This window comes from Mycobacterium sp. E2479, from assembly GCF_001667925.1.
In the GTDB taxonomy this organism is placed as follows: domain Bacteria; phylum Actinomycetota; class Actinomycetes; order Mycobacteriales; family Mycobacteriaceae; genus Mycobacterium.
Genome location: NZ_LZJR01000059.1, coordinates 67,162 through 83,230 on the forward strand (window position 1 = coordinate 67,162; position 16,069 = coordinate 83,230).

Sequence of the window (16,069 nt, forward strand, 5' to 3'; positions counted from 1 at the left end):
CAATCGTGGCGCTGCTTCCCCTGACTGCTCTGTTCGAGGGCGACGTGCTCGAACTGCTCATCCCCGTCGATGACGCCGACAGCGTCGAAGCTGTCAGCGCAGCGATCGCCCATCACGTGGTCGGTCACCGCGTCGCCGAACGCGATGCCCCAATCCGGCTGCGGCACAACGGCAACGTGCTGGACCCCAAAGCGGGAATCGGGGCGTCCGGAGTCGGGCCACTGGACCACGTCGAGGTGTTCTATGACCAGCGCTAGCATCTGGACCCCGGTGGCCACCCTCGATGATCTCTGGGAGGGCGAGGTGGCGGAATTCCAGGTGGGGGGTCGATCGATCCTGCTCGCCCACCTGCGCAGCGGAGAAATCCGCGCCTATGACGGTTTGTGCCCGCACGCCGGGTTCCCGCTGGCTGACGGCGACGTCGACGGCGACATCTTGACGTGCAGCGCCCACAGCTGGGAATTCGACCTCGCCACCGGCGCCGGGGTGAACCCGGCCGACTGCCGGCTGCACACCCACCCGGTTCGCCTCGACGGCGACCAGATCGCCGTGTCGCTCACCGAAGGAGACCACCGATGACCGCCGCTGCAGAACAGGACAAACTCGTCGGTCCGGTCGTGCGCGGTTTCGACCCCGACATCGTCGCCGCCCTGGCCGACGCCGTCGTCTCCGACAATCCCAACGCCGCCATCACCATTGAGGACCACGGCGGCTATGTCCGCATCCACGCACCGCGATTCCTGCGCGTCACCCGCGCGAGCCTGGAATCAGCTGCAGGCCAACCGTTCCCGCTGGCCACCCTGGAGCCGGCACTGGTGGCATTCGCCGGCCGTATCCGCTACATCGGCGACGACGAACTGCACTGGTACCTGGATCGAGAGGACTGACACATGACCGCCGCGAAAACCCGACCACTCAAGACCTGGAGCATCGCCGGCGACACCCGGCGCAAACCCACCGAGTACGAAGCCGTCACCGGCAGATTCCACTATCACTTCAACCGCCGGCCGGCTCCCTTCGACCTCGATCCCGGCAGCGCCATCAACCGCTGGTATCTAAAACATCGCGAAGGCTCACCACTGCAGGCCGAAAGCTGGGAAGGCTTCCGAGATCCGGCTGCGCTGAACTACCGCCGCTACATCGCGCTGCAACACGACCGCGAGGTCTACGCCGAGGGCGTGGTCGACCACTACGAGGCACTCGACGGCGACGGCAAGCTCGATCCCGCCTGGATCGAGACCCTCGCCCGCATCTACGTGCCCGCCCGCTACTTGTTTCATGTCCTGCAGATCACCAGCCTTTACGTCGGACAGCTCGCGCCGAGCGCGTACATCACCAACGCGGCGTTCTTCCAAGCCGCCGACGAACTACGGGCATTGCAGTGGATCGCCTACCGTGCCAAGTCGCTGTCGCTCACCCACGGCACGCATTTAGCCAATACCGAAGCGACACGGCGAACCTGGGAGACCGACCAGGCTTGGCAGCCCGCCCGCGAGACGCTGGAACGCCTGCTGCTGGCCTACGACTGGGGCGAGGCCTTCACCGCGCTGAACTTGGTGGTCAAACCAGCGCTCGACGCGTTGTTCAAAGAGGCGTTCGTCGCGCTGGCAACCGACCGTGGCGACGGCCTGACGGCGGCGCTGCTGCAGGAATCCGGCGTCGATACCACCCGCAACCAAGCCTGGAGCGCCGCACTCGCCCGCTACGCGCTGACCGCCAATTCCACCAACGGTGCGGTCATCGACGGCTGGATCGAAAAATGGCGCCCCCGCGCCGACCGGGCCGTCGCCGGCCTCGCCGACGCCCTGCCGGATCCCGGCGCTACCCGGGAGCGGGTCGCGCGCTCCGTCGCCGCATTCACCGACGAGTGGGCGGGCTAGTCACACCGACCACTCCGTAGACACCGTTACTGCCCCGGATGATGCGAAACGAAACGGCTTGGCGCAGCGTATTTACGACGCCGCGAAGTCACCGACGGCGGTCATCTTATTGCCGTCCCAGGCGGTGGCGAAGCCGCCCGCGTTATATGCACAATTCAGGATGATCGTACGGTGTGGGGGACTTTGCATCCACATATCGAGGGCTTTGTTGGGATTCGCGGCGGATCCGGTGCCCCAGAAGACGATCTCGCCCGAGTACCTGCTCCGATAGCCCGCATCCGTGATGCGCGCCTGCGGCGAAGAGCCATCCGAGCCGATGTGTCCGTTTACCCCGCTGCGCAGCATGTCGTCGGCGTGGCGCTGGGCCGCTTCGGCCAACCGCGGATCGTCACTGATAGGCCCGCATCCCTGACGAAGCTGGTTGACTCCGCTGTACAGCGCGGTCCCCGAATCGTCCGCGCGCGCTGGGAAGTTGGATAAGGTTCCGGGAGTCGTGACGAAGGCAGTACAGATCGCGATGACGGCGATGCTCTCGACGTTCCTGGCCATGATGCCTCGTGCCATGCGCCCGTTGTACTGCTTTTGGTATCCAAATGTTATCCGTTGTCAACCAAGAACGATGGCGAATCGCAAATCCGTCGGCGCCGCTGACATGGCGCATGACCGCGGTGTCCGACGCGAGCCGCTCCTAGTGGCCGACGTTGTGAACTAGATCGATGGCGTACTGGTTCACGAAGTTGCCGGCCGGTGGATCACCTTTGCCGCACGTCCCGTCGGATTCACCGGGACGTTTGATCCACAGGTAGGCGTCGGCATGCGCGCCCGCAGTAGCCGCGGTAGGCGGGGTGCCCAGCGCACGACCGCTGGGGTTGCACCAGTTCAGGTCGGAGTCGGGCGCCGGCCCAGCACCGTTGCGAGACGTGTCGATTACATAGTGCGAACCATTCGTGAGCCCGGAAATCGCCTCGCCGTAACCGATCTCGTCCTCGGTGGTGAAGAAGTTCGCAGTGTTGACGCTGAAACCCCGCGCGTGGCCGACACCGGCCTGGTTGAGCCTGGCGGCCATGTCGTCGGCGCTGTGCCAGCGCAGGTGACCCGCGTCGACGTAGACGGCCGCGTTCGGATCCCGGGTCAGCGTGTCGACGGCGTAGCGAATCAGGTCGAAGCGCTCTTGGCGCTGATCACCCGACAGGCAGTCGGCCATGGCGAGCGCATCGGGCTCGACGATGATCGCCACCCGGGAGGCGCCCACACCGGACGCGATGCCGTCGATCCAGCCTCGGTAGTCATCGGCCGACCTCATGCCGCCGGCGGCGAAGCTACCACAGTCGCGGTGGGGGATTCCGTACAGCGCGAGGATCGGGATGGCGCCCGCAGCGGTGGCATCGCCGACATACTTCCCGACCGTTCCCGCCGACGAGCCCGGGACGATCCAGTAGGCCTGCGGTGTGTTGGCGATGGCCGTCAGCTCGGGGCTTGGCGGATCGGCACTCTGCGCGGCGCGCATGGCGGCCGACGTCGGGTTGACGTAGAACGGCGCCCCCGCCAACGGATCCCCGTCGGCAACCAGGCGCACCGCCGGGGCAGGACGAACCTGGTCAGGGCCGCCGAATTGCGCAATGCCGGTGACGGCCGCAACCGTGAGCAAGGGGACGATCCATCGCGCGACTGCACCAGCAGCGGAGATCTTCACCTCAGAGAAGTTAGTGGCTCGCGGTCATCCAGCGCCAATCGTCGACGCCCCGATCCATGGTTCGGTCGTTCTGGAGATGGCCGGGGCCACCGGCTTACATCGATCCGGCCCCGCCTGGACCTCCGCCAAGCAGATTGGCCGCAAAGGCTGCGCCCTGGCCGATCACTGCCGTGTTGGTCGAATACGTGTCGTGTGCGGCGAAATTCATGCCCTCGGAGCAGATCGGGTCCTGGGCAGCGCACACCTGGATGGTCTTGGCCGCATAGAGCGGCCCGATGACGACGGGCGGCTCGCCGAAGAACTTCATCGCCTTTTCGTTGGGCAAGGCGTAGAGGACAACGGAGGAGACGTGGTTGGCCACTTCCGGATCCAATGGTTTGGGCACTGCCGCGGGATCGATCCCGTCCGGTACGACAGGCGAGGTGACGAAGCCCATCACGGCCGCGCCTTGGGAGTAACCGCCGAGCACCATCTTGGTGTTGGGACAGTTATGCGCCATCGAAACGACGTGCGCACCCGCGTCTCTGACGCCGGCCTCTCCCGCGTTCGTCCAGTCGTGGGTAGCGGGGTAATCCACCGGATATACGTCGAACGACCTAGCACCAATGCTCGAATGCAACGAGTCGACGAAAGCCTGTCCGGTCGGGCCGAGGCCGGGTGGATCGTCGGTGCCGCGGGCGAACACCACCTGAACGTCCGGGCACGGATCTGCGACGGCGGTGGGGACGGCGGACACGAGCACCCCAGCGGCAACACTCGACGCCGCGGCTACTGCAGCAGCAAGGAAACTAGAGCTGTGACGCGCAATCATGCCGCCGTGTTCCCTTAAGTGTGATTTTTAAACCGCGACTTTTCGGCCGCAGACGGTGCCGGACATAAATTTGCAGACACAATGATCAGCCAGCTTCTAGCAAATCTGAAACCGCTGAGGTTCCCCGCTGCCGTCGATAGACGTGGCGGATCGCTGCCGAATGAACGCGACGGGCGGAACGGACGTCGAGGGCGCTCCCGGGTTTGTCCACCACCTTGGCACCGCCAGCTGGTCCGCACCGGCTTGACGCCGTTCTCCGGGAAGCTCTCGTCTAGTAATCCCCACACTTGTGCGGTCATTAACCGCTCTGATGGGCGATAGCAAGGCTGTGGCCAGAGCCCGCGGCATATGCGACGACGTGGTCAATGCTCGTCACACGGGCAGGCCCATTGTCACCGATCACGCCGGTTCCAAGCTCGCCGACATCATTGCTGCCCCACGCCCATAGTGTTCCGTTGGGTTCATTCGTCGTGTTGAAGCTGGCGGTCCCAGAGGAAATATAGGTACGGCAGGTGACCCGTATTCAGGTCACTGGCTGTCGCTGCCGGGTATTGGTCTGTGTACACGATGGCGGCATACGACGCCGTGTGTCTAAATCCATTTAAGCGTGACCTATTTCGACCGACCTGTCCCGCCGTGCCAGGAGCCTGACCCTTGCTTGTGTTGGGAGTGGCTGTATGTGCCATCTGCGTCGGGAAGGTTGCTCCGTGTGTGGTCTGGCGAGGGCACGCATTGCCCGTTGGCATTTGTGTAGCCGCCGCACGACGAAAAATGGGGCCATCGGCGACAGCGGTGCCACCACCGAGAGCGGTTGTGCGCTGACGACGGGCGCCGTACCGATAGTGCCTCCGATGAAAATTGCAGTGCCAACGAGCACCGAACGGACCATTCGCATAACTCCCCTGAGTCCCCTTGCAACGATCTGTTGTGGCAGTCCCGAGTACCCCTAGGGAGGCTAGCTTGAGAGCCGACGTTCTGGAGGCAATTTTCAGACGAAAGTACCAAAAGGTCTCGCAGGACTCGACCAAAATCAAGCTCGCCGCTCGCGGACGACACCCACCACACGAAGGTCGGAACATCCGAGAAACCAAGAGCCTTGGTGTCATGCCATGCCGCACGTAGCACACCTGTTGTGGCGCAACGCCCGACTAAACTCGCCGATGGAGCCTGATCGTGGTTTCCGAAATCGCTTGTGTGGGTCCAGGCTGCAACCTCTTTCGAGATCCGCATATGTCGCCCAATACGAGACAGCGCTGAGTTGCGCTGGGGCCTGGTCGCTTTGGTTGACTACGTAGGTCACCACCGCGCCGGTTTTTAACCGGAACCCCTACGGCGCGACGTGGTGCGCCGTCGGTAGACGCTCCAATCGCCGCTTGAGCTGGGGTTGTGTTCCTGCAGCTACAGCCGTAGGGGTAAGCGCTGGGGGTTGTTTGGGCCTCGCCGTTTGTTTCACGAACAGCCTGTCCCTGGTTTCGGAAGATGGTCGCTGGACTGCTCCACCCCATTGGTCTCATCTGTCTCATTTGTCAAAACGGCGTACAGCCAACGGTATTCGCAGTAGGCTCGGCTCGAAAGTCTCGTCGCTGCCGATTCGGGTGTGCGGCTACGCCCCCGCTCAATCGGAAAAGACACTAGACGACTGATGAATAAACTGACCCGCGCTGTCGGGGCGTTGGCCGCGGTCGCGGCGGCAACCCTCCCCGCCAGCGGCATTGCAATCGCGTCACCTCACACGCAAGCACCGAATCCTCCGCAACCCGGCCACGGGTCGAGCGGTGGCGGGCTTGGCGGTGGCTCCTTCGGCGGCGGTGGGCCGTCCGGCGGCGGTCTGTTCCCGCGTCCGCAGCAACCCGTTCAACCGCCACCAGTACAGGCGCCACCGCCCGTGCAGCACCCCGCTCCGGCTCCTGTTGAGGAAGCGCCAGCGCCGCCCGTGCATCAGCCGCCCGTGCAGCACCCCGCTCCCGCTCCTGTTGAGGAAGCGCCAGCGCCGCCCGTGCAGCAGCCGTCCGTGCAGCAGCAGCCGCAGGAAGAACCTGCACCACCCGTGCACAAACCGGACCCGCCGCAGCATCAGGAACCTGCACCCGTGAACAAGCCCGACCCGCAATTGCAGGAACCCGCGCCCCCCGCACACGCACCTCAACAGAAGCAACCCAGCGGCCCGAACAGCGAGCCGCACGCTGGTGGTCCGACTGATGCGATACCAGGACAGCACACCGATTCTGGCTTCCAAACCGACGGGCCGATGCCGCCGCGCGGCGGTGGTTCGACTGACCCGCACACGGATGTAACCGTGCCCGACGGGCCGGTGCCAGGACACACCGGTCCCGGCACACAGACTGACGGCCCCCTACCCCGCGTCGGCGGGCAGACCATGCCCAGCGGTTCGCCGGAGCCGCTAGGACCGCATAACGCGCCGCGACCAGCGCACTCCGAGCCCGGTCAGCAAACCACGGTGATAAACCGCAACGGCGGGACGCAGCAAGTACCGATCGCGGCCAGCCCGCCAGGCGTGGAGGCGTCGTCGCATGAAGCGGTCGAGGCGGCTCGCACCGCACCGCCGAATAAGGTCGATGCTATGTCGCCGCCACCCGTGCGAGTCGACTTTCGTGACCGAACCGAGCACGCGATTCGGGTTAACGTCGACCATGACGAGTCATTCGTCCGACCGCGGCACTGGGATTACATCGACTACGACGAATATCACCGGCCCCGCTTCTTCAACCCGACGGCCAGCGAGATGTCGTTCAGATACTTCTACGGTGGCGACTACCGCACCGTCGTGGTACCGGTGGGTGGAAACGTTGTACTCGACGCCGCGATCGCCGGCGTGTACCCAATCACTGTGGTCGCCGGGGACGTCATCTCCGCGGCCACCTTCATTGGCGGGGCGTTTATCCCGCCTGACGGGTGGGTCGGCCCGCCGCCCGACGACTGGGCACCGTATCAACCGGTCGTGTACGACAGTGTCCCGGTCGACTTCGTCAACGCCGATGGCCAGACAGCGTTGGTGGACCGAGTCACGATGGTCGGTCACGATGACAGCCTGCCGCAAGGCCAGCGCGACGTATTCACTATCAACGATTCGACCCTGGCCCGCGGCCAAGTCACTCCGGCGCCTGATGGCGGGCCGCCGCAGGTGAAGGTGCAGCAGACCCAACCCCTGCCGGGTGTCAGTCCGTGGAACGACGGCAAGCAGTACGTCAATACGCAGGTGACTCCCCTGGCCGCCAGCCACCGCAACCTCGTCCCGTGGATTATCTGCGGACTAGCTGCTGTGCTGGCCGCCCTGAGCGGGATCGCAGCCTGGGTGTGGAAGCATCCACGCGGCGCACATGGGTATGCGGCCACCGCGAATGCGCCGACGGAAACCTTCGATCCGATACCGCCCACCAATTGGATGTATGACGGCGCCGACGCCGACCGCACCGGTCGCGCGTGGAGCGAAACGGCCAACTGGCGGCGGCCCCCGGCGAGCTGACTGCAAGCTCGTAGAAAGGACACAGCTACTGACGGCCAACACGCCGAGCGGCTGGCACTACATGGATCCAACGACGATCGGTGAAGGCGTCCATGAGAACCCTGATCACAGCCGTCGCTGTAATGGACGCGGTTTTGAGCGCCGTCCCGGCCCACGCAGACCCCAACCAGGGCGAGGGCGGCCAAGGCCAAGCTAGCTACCTGACCCAAGTTGAAGAGATGGCACCGGGTCTGGGTAAGAGCGACGCCGTGCTGCTCGCGGACGGTCGGCGGTCTGCGATTACCGGCGCGCTGGTCACGAAAGCATCGACCTGCCGGGTATCGCTGGACCGGAGGTCGCGCGCACTGACCGATCTTTGCCCAGAAGTCCGTGACTTGTGATGGCGAATCAAGTATGGCGGTGGCGGAGGGATTTGAACCCTCGGACGGTTTTAGCCGTCACACGCTTTCGAGGCGTGCTCCTTAGGCCGCTCGGACACGCCACCGCCGAGCAGCTTACCCAACCGAGGGCCGGTCACCCCAATCGCTGGCGGGCGAAGAAGGCCTCCAGCGGCGCGGCACACTCCTGCGCCAGCACACCACCGCGCACCTCCGGGCGGTGATTGAGCCGCCGATCGCGGACCACGTCCCACAACGACCCGACCGCTCCCGTCTTGGGCTCCCAGGCACCGAATACCAGCCGCGCGATGCGGGACAGCACGAGCGCGCCCGCGCACATGGTGCACGGCTCGACCGTGACCGCGAGCGTGGCGCCTTCCAGCCGCCACCCGTCCCCGAGCGCCTCGGCCGCGGCACGCAGCGCCAAAATCTCGGCGTGGGCAGTCGGGTCTCCGCATGCCTCGCGGGCATTGACCGCGCGGGCCAGTTCCGTTCCGTCGGCGCCAATCACCACCGCCCCGATCGGCACGTCACGCGGACCCGCCGTCGCGGCAACCGACAATGCGGAGCGGATCAGGTCCTCGTCGCTGGTCACCGATGGTCCTGATGGCGGCGACCCGCCGCGCCCGGCTCGGTCATTCGTGGCGACCCGCTGCGCCCGGCTCGGCCGCGCTTGCGATCGCCACCGCCGCGCTTGCGATCACCGACCGAGGCGGTCGATCACCGCCGACAACTCATCGGCGAAGCCCATCTCACGGGCAATCCGGCCCAACTGTTCGTCGGCGTACAGATCGGTCTCGTCGAGGATTACCCCAAGCACCGCCTCGGGCAGCCCGACGTCGGATAACAGCCCTAAGTCGCCCTCTTCGAAAGGGTCTGAGTCCTCGAGATCCTCTGGATCGATGTCGGCGTCCAGCTTGTCGAGCACTTCCGCGGCGATGTCGTAGTCCAGCGCGGCGGTGGCATCGGAGAGCAACAACCGTGTCCCCGACGGAGCCGGCCGCACGATGACGAAGAATTCGTCGTCCACGTCCAGCAGGCCGAACACCGCCCCGGAACTGCGCAATTCACGCAGCTCCGTTTCCGCGGCCGACAAACTCAACAGCGCCTTCCGGGCCATCGGAGCACACCGCCACTGCCCCTCCTCACGCACCACCGCAACGCCGAAACCGTCCGGCGTGTCGGCGGACAGGCGCTGGGCGGAGGCCCGTTGTGCTCCCATGGCCGCTTACGGTAGTCCCTGACCAGGCCTCTGACCAGATGGCGCCTGGTAGCCGCGAGGTCTGACGGCGCCATTCCCGGCCGAATGTGCCAACCTTGGAGTGTGGCAAGCCCTCGTTCTAAGACACCGGTGTGTGTGCTCGGGCTGGGGCTGATCGGTGGCTCGATTATGCGGGCCGCCACGGCGGCCGGCCGTGAAGTATTCGGCTACAACCGCTCGGTCGAGGGCGCGCAGGCCGCTACCGCCGATGGATTCGACGCGGACACCGATCTGATCGCGACCCTGTCTCGCGCCGCCGACTCCGAGGCGTTGATCGTGCTGGCCGTGCCGATGCCGGCGATGGCGGGCATGCTCGCCCACATCAAAGAGACGGCTCCGGCGTGTCCGCTGACCGACGTCACCAGCGTCAAGCAAGCGGTGCTCGATCAGGTGGTCGCGGCAGGTCTGCAGGAGCGCTTCGTCGGGGGCCACCCGATGGCGGGCACGGCGCATTCGGGATGGACCGCCGGCTACGCCGGATTGTTCACCGGAGCCCCATGGGTGGTCAGCGTCGACGATCATGTCGATGCCTCGGTCTGGTCGATGGTGATGACGTTGGCGCTGGACTGCGGCGCAGTGGTCGTGCCGGCCAGGTCCGACGAACACGACGCCGCCGCGGCGGCCATCTCGCACCTGCCCCACCTGCTCGCGGAGGCGCTGGCGATCGTGGCTGGAGATGTCCCGTTGGCATTCGCATTGGCAGCGGGGTCATTCCGGGACGGAACCCGGGTGGCGGGCACCGCCCCAGACCTGGTCCGGGCGATGTGCGAAGGCAACTCCGACCAATTGGCGCCCACCGTTGATCGCGCCATCGAGTTGCTGAACCGTGCCCGCGAATCGTTGGCTTCCCACAACTCGGTCGCCGACCTCATCGAGGCCGGCCATGCCGCCCGCACGCGGTACGACAGCTTTCCGCGCAGCGACATCTTCCACGTTGTCATCGGCGCGGAGGACTGGCGTCAGGAACTGGCCGCGGCGGGCCGGGCCGGCGGGGTGATCAGATCCGCTCTGCCAAGCCTGGATAGTCGACGATGAATCCCTCATCGTCGACGCTGACCGTGGTATCGGAGATCGGCGAGTGCAACTTGATCTCGTCCAGACTGCCGGTGCTGCTGTAGCTCACGGTATCCGCGGTGATCGACATGTCCGGCACGTTCACATAGACCACCGGCAGCGTGACCGAGGCCGCCCGCTCGTATAACCCGAGCCGCCGGATGGGCAGCGCATTGAAGAACGGGCTGAACTCCACGTCGACGTCGAGCGCACCGTTGTAGGCCGCGCGGTGCTCGCCCTGATGATCGGTGACCAGCCACATGTTCTCTTCGTCGCGGGCGAAGGAGAACACGCGTTCCCGCTCGGCCAGGGTCACGGTCATGCCCAGCCGCTTGGTGGCGCCGGTCTCATCGGTCAGCAGATCGTAATAGGCGCCGAACGCCGGATGGGCCTCGGTTGCGGCGGCAATGATGCGGCCGTTGGCCTTGATTCTGTTGCCGGACACCTGGAGTCGTACCGATTCCATCCGGGGTGCATCCTGTGCGCGCCAGGTGAGCATCGCCTGCCACACGCGGCGCGACGGTTCAGAGGGGGCTGCGTTCACTCATCTACCGTAAGACGTGCCCGCCAACCGCTGCGGAAGTGCCCGGTATGTTCGGCGCAGCCGCCCGGTCCCCGGCACCGAAGCCCACACCGCCAGCGCCAGCAGTCCGTCGAGCACCAGCGCCAACCCGGCCACCATCAGCGCGCCGACCAGGGCGAGATGAAACTCGCGTTCTTTGATCCCGTCGATCAGGTATCTGCCCAGACCACCAAGGCTGGCGTAGGCGGCCACCGTCGCGGTGGCAACCACCTGCAACGTCGCGTTACGCAGTCCACCCAGGATCAACGGCAAGGCGTTCGGCACTTCGACGCGCATCAACACTTGGGCCTCGGTCATACCCATCGCCCGGGCGGCGTCGACCACCGTCGGCTCGACATTGGCAACCCCGGCATAGGTGCCGGCCAGCAACGCCGGCACACCCAGCAGCATCAGCGCCACCAGCGACGGACCCAGGCCCAGCCCGAACTGCAGCGTCCCGAACAGCAACACGCCCAACGTCGGCAGAGAACGCAAGCCGTTGACGGCGCCGACCACCAGCAGCGTGCCGCGGCCGGTGTGCCCGATGATCAGCCCGACGGGAATCGCGATCAGCGCCGAGGCACCCACCGCCAGGGCGGTGTACTCGAGATGCTCGAGGACGCGGGCCGCGAGTCCAACCGGGCCGGTCCAGTTGTCGACGGTCAGCACATAGGAGATCGCCGCCTCGACGAAGTTCACCGTGCGCCACCCACCACGGGTGCCACGACCGAGCGGCGGCCGGTGGCGCGGGTGGCGTGTGCCCACGGCGTGGCCAGCCGGCCGGCCAGCACGATGAGCACGTCGATGACCACCGCCAGCAGAAACAGCGCGATGATGCCGGCCAGAATCTGATCGCTCTTGTTGGTTTGGTAACCCTGGGTGAACCAGCTGCCCAGGCCGCCGATGCCGATCACCGAACCGACCGAAACCATCGCGATATTGGTGACCACGACCACCCGCAAACCGGCGATGAGCACCGGAATAGACAGTGGCAGTTCGACTTTCAACATTCGCGTGATCGGCGAGTAGCCGACCGCGGTAGCGGCGTCACGTACCTGGGCAGGCACGGCGTCCAGCGCCTCGAGCACCGCCCGCACCAGTAGCGCGGCGGTGTAAGCCGTCAACGCCACCATGACGTTGGCTTCGTCGAGGATGCGGGTTCCGATCAGCATCGGCAACACCACGAACAGCGCCAGCGAGGGAATGGTGAACACGACGCTGGCGGCCGCCGTCGTCAGCCGGCGGGCGATTCGCGTGCGCTGCACCAGCATGCCCAGCGGCAGCGCGATCGTGAGCCCGATCAGCACCGGTATCAACGACAGCCACAGATGTAGGACGGTCAGCGCCCGGGCGTCATCGAGATGGGTCAGCAGATAGCGCATCGGCTAAGTCCCTTGAGGTTCCGGTGAACCCAGTCGTTGGGCCTGGACGGCGGTCAACACGTCGGCGGCAAGCACACCGCCGATCACCTTGCCGCCGTCGTCAACGGCCACGCCGATCCCCGACGGAGACGACAGCGCCGCGTCCAGCGCCTGGCTGAGATTGCCTCGCGGTCGAAACAGCGATCCGACCCCGCTCATGGTTTCGGACAACGACAGATTCTCGCCGTACCGACGCAGTCCCGCCTCGTCGATCCAGCCGAGGGGCGCACCGGCATCGTCGATGACGACCGCCCAGCCGTCGGAAAGCTCTGCCTCTGACAACTTCTCGGCAGTGATCCGTTCGACGTCGTGCAGCGGCAGACCAGCCGCGTCGAGCAGTTGCAACCATCGATAACCGCGGCCCAGGCCGATGAACCTCGACACGAAATCATTGGCCGGCCGCGACAGCAGCCGCCCGGGTTCGTCGTACTGCTGCAACGAACCGCCCTTGAACACCGCCACCCGTTCGCCGAGCCGCAGCGCCTCATCGATGTCATGAGTGACGAAGACGATGGTCTTGTGCATTTCGCTTTGCAGACTCAGTATTTCGTCCTGTAGGTCGTGGCGTACCACCGGATCGACGGCGGAGAACGGCTCGTCCATCAACAGGATCGGGGGGTCGGCGGCAAGCGCGCGCGCCACGCCGACCCGTTGTTGCTCTCCGCCGGAGAGCTGCGCGGGGTAGCGGGTCGCGAGTTTGGCGTCCAACCCCACCCGTTCGAGCACCGCGTAGGCGGCTTTGCGAGCGGCCCGGCGTGGCTGCCCTCGTAAAACTGGAACCGTTGCCACGTTGTCGATTACGCGTTGGTGGGGCATCAGTCCGGCGTGCTGGATGACGTATCCGATGCCGAGGCGCAGCTTTACCGGGTCGCGGGTACAAACATCGACGCCGTCGATCGAGATGGTGCCCGAGGTGGGCTCCATCATCCGGTTGATCATGCGCAGTGCGGTGGTCTTACCGCTGCCGGAGGACCCGACGAATACCGTCAGCTTGCCGTTGGGGATGCTCAGGCTGAGCTGGTTCACCGCGGTGGTGCCGTCGGCGAAGGCCTTGCTGACGTTGTCGAAGATGATCAAGTCATCCTCCGATCGGATGGTCGAAGCCGTTGACCTGTACCCAGTTTCGCGCCGCATCGTCGGGGTCGATGCCCGAGTTTCCCGACACCGCGGCGTTGAGTCCGGCGACACCGGAAGTCGTCAGCTTCGCTGAGACCGCGTCCAGCACCACCTTCAGACGATCGGATCGCTTTTCCGAATTAAGTAGTGGCACAATGTTTCCAGCTACGAAATTGTGCTCGGGGTCGTCGAGGACCACCAAATGATTCTGCGGTATGGCCGGTGATGTGGTGAAGATATTGGCGGCATTCACCCTTCCCTCCGTCAGCGCGCGCACGGTTACCGCACCTCCGCCGTCGTCGATGGCGACGAAGTTGCCCGGCCTGATGTCGAGTCCATACTTCTGCCGCAGCCCCGGCAGGCCCGCAGGCCGTGTCGCGAAGGCCGAAGGCGCCCCGAATCGCACGTCCGCCGAATGGGGAGCCAAATCGGCGATCGCCTTCAGGTTCCAGGAGTTCGCAGTTTGCCCAGTCACGCTGACCGTATCGGTGTCGGTGGCCGGGGCGGGCGTCAGAATCGACAGGTCAGCGGGCAGGCGCTGGTCGAGCTCCCGCTCGACGGCCGCCAAGGTGGTGGCGTTGGACTGCGGCCAGACATAGAGCAGCAGATTGCCGATGTACTCCGGCACCAGGTCAATGGAATGGTCTTTGAGCGCAGGAATATACGTCTCCCGGCTACCGATACCCATTCGCTTGCCCACTTCGAAACCATTGGCCTGCAACGCTTGTGCGTAGATTTCGGCGATGATCTGCGATTCGGGGAAGTCACCGGAACCAATGACAATGGAGTTGGGACTGCGAACCTGCGCTCCCAGCGGATCGGAATTGCTGCACGCCGCAACGACGGACATCGCGATCGCAAACGCTGCCGCGCGCGCGATCGCGCCCCGCGGGCGCGGGAGTGTCCTCATACCGCCGACCCTAACTCCCGAACCTCGCGGGCGGGGGCACGTGAGAACGGTTGCCCGAATCGGTTTCAATCTGCGTCGGATAGGGCAAAGATGGCATTATGAGCAGCCAAACCCCTGCCTCGCCCGGGCAGCCGCCCCCCGAGCCCACCCCTGCGGCCAAGACCGGCGCACCCGCCAAAGAACCGGCCATCGGGTTCACCCGCGCCGGTGCCTTGTGGTCCTCGCTGATCGCCGGCTTCGTGATCCTGATCCTGTTGCTGATCTTCATCACCCAGAACACGACACCGACGGACTTTCAGTTCTTGGGCTGGCACTGGAGCCAGCCCAAGGGCGTCGCGATCTTACTGGCGGCCGTGGTCGGCGGGTTGATCACGGTGGCGGTCGGAACCGCGCGGATCTTGCAGCTGCGTCGCGCGGCGAAAAGGCAACACGCGGCCGCCGCGCGCTAGCCGGGCAGCTTGGCCAGTTCGGCCAAACCCCTGGAGATCAGCGGCGCCACCACCTCTGGTGCGTGGTCGGAGTCCATGCCGCGGGCTTGATCCGACATCCGCCGGCGGAAGTCGATGCCCGCGGCGATGATGGCGAGCTTGAAGTAGGCCAACGCCATATAGAACTCCCAATGCGCCAACGGTGTACCGGCCGCCAACGAGTACCGGTCGGCCAGTTCGTCCGCCGTCGGCAACAACGGCGATGTCCAAGCGGCTTGCGCGTTGACGATCAAATCCAGCGCCGGGTCGCGATATACGCACATGAGGGCCGCGTCGGATAGCGGATCGCCCAGCGTGGAGAGCTCCCAGTCGACGACGGCACGAACCTTCGTCGGATCCTCGGCATCCAGGATCGTGTTGTCGATCCGGTAGTCGCCGTGCACGATCGACGTGCGGCTCTGCTGCGGAATAGCCTCGCTCAGACCGGAATGCAGGCGTTCTACGTCGGCATCGCGCCGATCTTCGGGCAACCGCACCAGCGACCATTGCGAGCCCCATCGCCGCACCTGACGCTCCAGATAACCGCTGGGCTTGCCGAAATCGGCCAGACCGACGGCATTGGGATCGACGTTGTGTAGGTCGACAAGCACCCGGATCAACGAGTCAACGCAGCCCCCAATGACGGTGTGGCTGAACGATTCGAGTTGAGCGCGACGGCGCACCACCTGCCCGGCGACGAAGTCGACGATCTGGAAGGGGGCGCCGAGCACCGAATCGTCCTCGCAGAGCGCGATCGTGCGCGCCACCGGAACCGGCGTGTCCTGCAGCGCGGCAACGACGCGATACTCGCGGGCCATGTCGTGCGCGGACGGGGTCAACCCATGCAGCGGCGGTCGCCGCACCAGCCAACTGGTGCTGTCGTCGTAGACACGGAACGTCAGATTGGAGCGGCCACCCGAGATGAAGTCCGCGCGTAACTCGCCGTCGCGCCCGATCCCGAGTGAACGCAGGTAGGAGTCCAACGAGGCCAGGTCGAGCCCCTCGAGTTGGTCAGCTGAAGTCACCGAACTTGT

Annotated in this window: 21 protein-coding genes and 1 tRNA gene; 8 read left to right on the forward strand and 14 right to left on the reverse strand. The window is 65.4% G+C overall.

What is annotated here, in order from left to right; translation table 11 throughout:
• Positions 1-5 precede the first annotated feature (5 nt).
• The 4 genes from A5686_RS07120 to A5686_RS07135 are packed head-to-tail and all read left to right on the forward strand — an operon-like array spanning position 6 to position 1,880.
• The gene (locus A5686_RS07120; RefSeq protein ID WP_067932494.1) at positions 6-257 is read left to right on the forward strand and encodes a toluene-4-monooxygenase system B family protein; all 252 of its coding nucleotides are present in this window, start codon (positions 6-8) and stop codon (positions 255-257) included.
• On the forward strand, positions 244-579 hold the full coding sequence (locus A5686_RS07125) for a Rieske 2Fe-2S domain-containing protein (protein WP_067932496.1): 336 nt from the start codon (positions 244-246) through the stop codon (positions 577-579). Before A5686_RS07120 ends, A5686_RS07125 begins: the two co-directional genes overlap by 14 nt.
• Positions 576-887 (forward strand): MmoB/DmpM family protein, encoded by a 312-nt coding sequence (locus A5686_RS07130; RefSeq protein ID WP_067932498.1) that lies wholly within the window; start codon positions 576-578, stop codon positions 885-887. Before A5686_RS07125 ends, A5686_RS07130 begins: the two co-directional genes overlap by 4 nt.
• Before the next feature lie 3 nt (positions 888-890).
• The gene (locus tag A5686_RS07135; RefSeq protein ID WP_067932500.1) at positions 891-1,880 is read left to right on the forward strand and encodes an aromatic/alkene monooxygenase hydroxylase subunit beta; all 990 of its coding nucleotides are present in this window, start codon (positions 891-893) and stop codon (positions 1,878-1,880) included.
• 72 nt (positions 1,881-1,952) lie between these two features.
• Here A5686_RS07135 and A5686_RS07140 read toward each other — a convergent pair whose 3' ends face one another.
• From A5686_RS07140 to A5686_RS07155, 5 genes are all read right to left on the reverse strand, one after another.
• The gene (locus A5686_RS07140; RefSeq protein WP_197520506.1) at positions 1,953-2,429 is read right to left on the reverse strand and encodes a CAP domain-containing protein; all 477 of its coding nucleotides are present in this window, start codon (positions 2,427-2,429) and stop codon (positions 1,953-1,955) included.
• 139 nt (positions 2,430-2,568) lie between these two features.
• On the reverse strand, positions 2,569-3,573 hold the full coding sequence (locus A5686_RS07145; protein ID WP_067932502.1) for a glycoside hydrolase family 6 protein: 1,005 nt from the start codon (positions 3,571-3,573) through the stop codon (positions 2,569-2,571).
• Positions 3,574-3,667: 94 nt separating this feature from the next.
• The gene (locus A5686_RS07150) at positions 3,668-4,384 is read right to left on the reverse strand and encodes a cutinase family protein (protein ID WP_067932504.1); all 717 of its coding nucleotides are present in this window, start codon (positions 4,382-4,384) and stop codon (positions 3,668-3,670) included.
• A gap of 298 nt (positions 4,385-4,682) precedes the next feature.
• Positions 4,683-4,907 (reverse strand): RCC1 domain-containing protein, encoded by a 225-nt coding sequence (locus A5686_RS28380; protein WP_082947523.1) that lies wholly within the window; start codon positions 4,905-4,907, stop codon positions 4,683-4,685.
• Between the two features lie 1,200 nt (positions 4,908-6,107).
• Positions 6,108-6,458 carry a hypothetical protein gene (locus tag A5686_RS07155; protein ID WP_156749983.1) on the reverse strand — a complete coding sequence of 117 codons (351 nt, stop codon included), beginning with the start codon at positions 6,456-6,458 and terminating at the stop codon, positions 6,108-6,110.
• 222 nt (positions 6,459-6,680) lie between these two features.
• On the opposite strand from A5686_RS07155, the gene A5686_RS07160 reads away from it, so the two are divergent.
• Together A5686_RS07160 and A5686_RS07165 are read left to right on the forward strand one after the other, a co-directional pair.
• Positions 6,681-7,868, forward strand: coding sequence for a hypothetical protein (locus A5686_RS07160; protein ID WP_156749984.1), 1,188 nt, complete (start codon positions 6,681-6,683; stop codon positions 7,866-7,868).
• Positions 7,869-7,960: 92 nt separating this feature from the next.
• Positions 7,961-8,248 (forward strand): hypothetical protein, encoded by a 288-nt coding sequence (locus tag A5686_RS07165; protein ID WP_067932509.1) that lies wholly within the window; start codon positions 7,961-7,963, stop codon positions 8,246-8,248.
• Positions 8,249-8,262: 14 nt separating this feature from the next.
• Here A5686_RS07165 and A5686_RS07170 read toward each other — a convergent pair.
• From A5686_RS07170 to A5686_RS07180, 3 genes are all read right to left on the reverse strand, one after another.
• Positions 8,263-8,352: transfer RNA gene (locus tag A5686_RS07170), tRNA-Ser, on the reverse strand.
• 29 nt (positions 8,353-8,381) lie between these two features.
• Positions 8,382-8,840 (reverse strand): nucleoside deaminase, encoded by a 459-nt coding sequence (locus A5686_RS07175; protein ID WP_067932511.1) that lies wholly within the window; start codon positions 8,838-8,840, stop codon positions 8,382-8,384.
• 105 nt (positions 8,841-8,945) lie between these two features.
• Positions 8,946-9,467 carry a tRNA adenosine deaminase-associated protein gene (locus A5686_RS07180; RefSeq protein WP_067932513.1) on the reverse strand — a complete coding sequence of 174 codons (522 nt, stop codon included), beginning with the start codon at positions 9,465-9,467 and terminating at the stop codon, positions 8,946-8,948.
• Between the two features lie 129 nt (positions 9,468-9,596).
• Here A5686_RS07180 and A5686_RS07185 point away from each other — a divergent pair, with 129 nt between their 5' ends.
• Positions 9,597-10,541, forward strand: a complete 945-nt coding sequence (locus A5686_RS07185) for a prephenate dehydrogenase (protein WP_197520507.1) — start codon at positions 9,597-9,599, stop codon at positions 10,539-10,541.
• Here A5686_RS07185 and A5686_RS07190 read toward each other — a convergent pair.
• Genes A5686_RS07190 through A5686_RS07210 form a run of 5 tightly spaced genes read right to left on the reverse strand, consistent with a single transcriptional unit; the run spans position 10,504 to position 14,568 of the window.
• Positions 10,504-11,103, reverse strand: coding sequence for a putative glycolipid-binding domain-containing protein (locus A5686_RS07190; protein WP_067932517.1), 600 nt, complete (start codon positions 11,101-11,103; stop codon positions 10,504-10,506). The genes A5686_RS07185 and A5686_RS07190 overlap by 38 nt on opposite strands.
• Positions 11,104-11,820 carry an ABC transporter permease gene (locus A5686_RS07195; protein WP_067932518.1) on the reverse strand — a complete coding sequence of 239 codons (717 nt, stop codon included), beginning with the start codon at positions 11,818-11,820 and terminating at the stop codon, positions 11,104-11,106.
• The gene (locus A5686_RS07200) at positions 11,817-12,503 is read right to left on the reverse strand and encodes an ABC transporter permease (RefSeq protein ID WP_067932521.1); all 687 of its coding nucleotides are present in this window, start codon (positions 12,501-12,503) and stop codon (positions 11,817-11,819) included. Before A5686_RS07200 ends, A5686_RS07195 begins: the two co-directional genes overlap by 4 nt.
• Positions 12,504-12,506: 3 nt before the next feature.
• Positions 12,507-13,619, reverse strand: a complete 1,113-nt coding sequence (locus A5686_RS07205; RefSeq protein ID WP_067932523.1) for an ABC transporter ATP-binding protein — start codon at positions 13,617-13,619, stop codon at positions 12,507-12,509.
• A gap of 1 nt (position 13,620) precedes the next feature.
• Positions 13,621-14,568, reverse strand: a complete 948-nt coding sequence (locus A5686_RS07210) for an ABC transporter substrate-binding protein (protein ID WP_067932525.1) — start codon at positions 14,566-14,568, stop codon at positions 13,621-13,623.
• A gap of 98 nt (positions 14,569-14,666) precedes the next feature.
• Here A5686_RS07210 and A5686_RS07215 point away from each other — a divergent pair, with 98 nt between their 5' ends.
• The gene (locus tag A5686_RS07215) at positions 14,667-15,017 is read left to right on the forward strand and encodes a lipopolysaccharide assembly LapA domain-containing protein (RefSeq protein WP_067932526.1); all 351 of its coding nucleotides are present in this window, start codon (positions 14,667-14,669) and stop codon (positions 15,015-15,017) included.
• On the opposite strand, the gene A5686_RS07220 is transcribed toward A5686_RS07215, so the two are convergent.
• The gene (locus A5686_RS07220) at positions 15,014-16,060 is read right to left on the reverse strand and encodes a phosphotransferase family protein (RefSeq protein ID WP_067932528.1); all 1,047 of its coding nucleotides are present in this window, start codon (positions 16,058-16,060) and stop codon (positions 15,014-15,016) included. The genes A5686_RS07215 and A5686_RS07220 overlap by 4 nt on opposite strands.
• Positions 16,061-16,069: the final 9 nt, after the last annotated feature.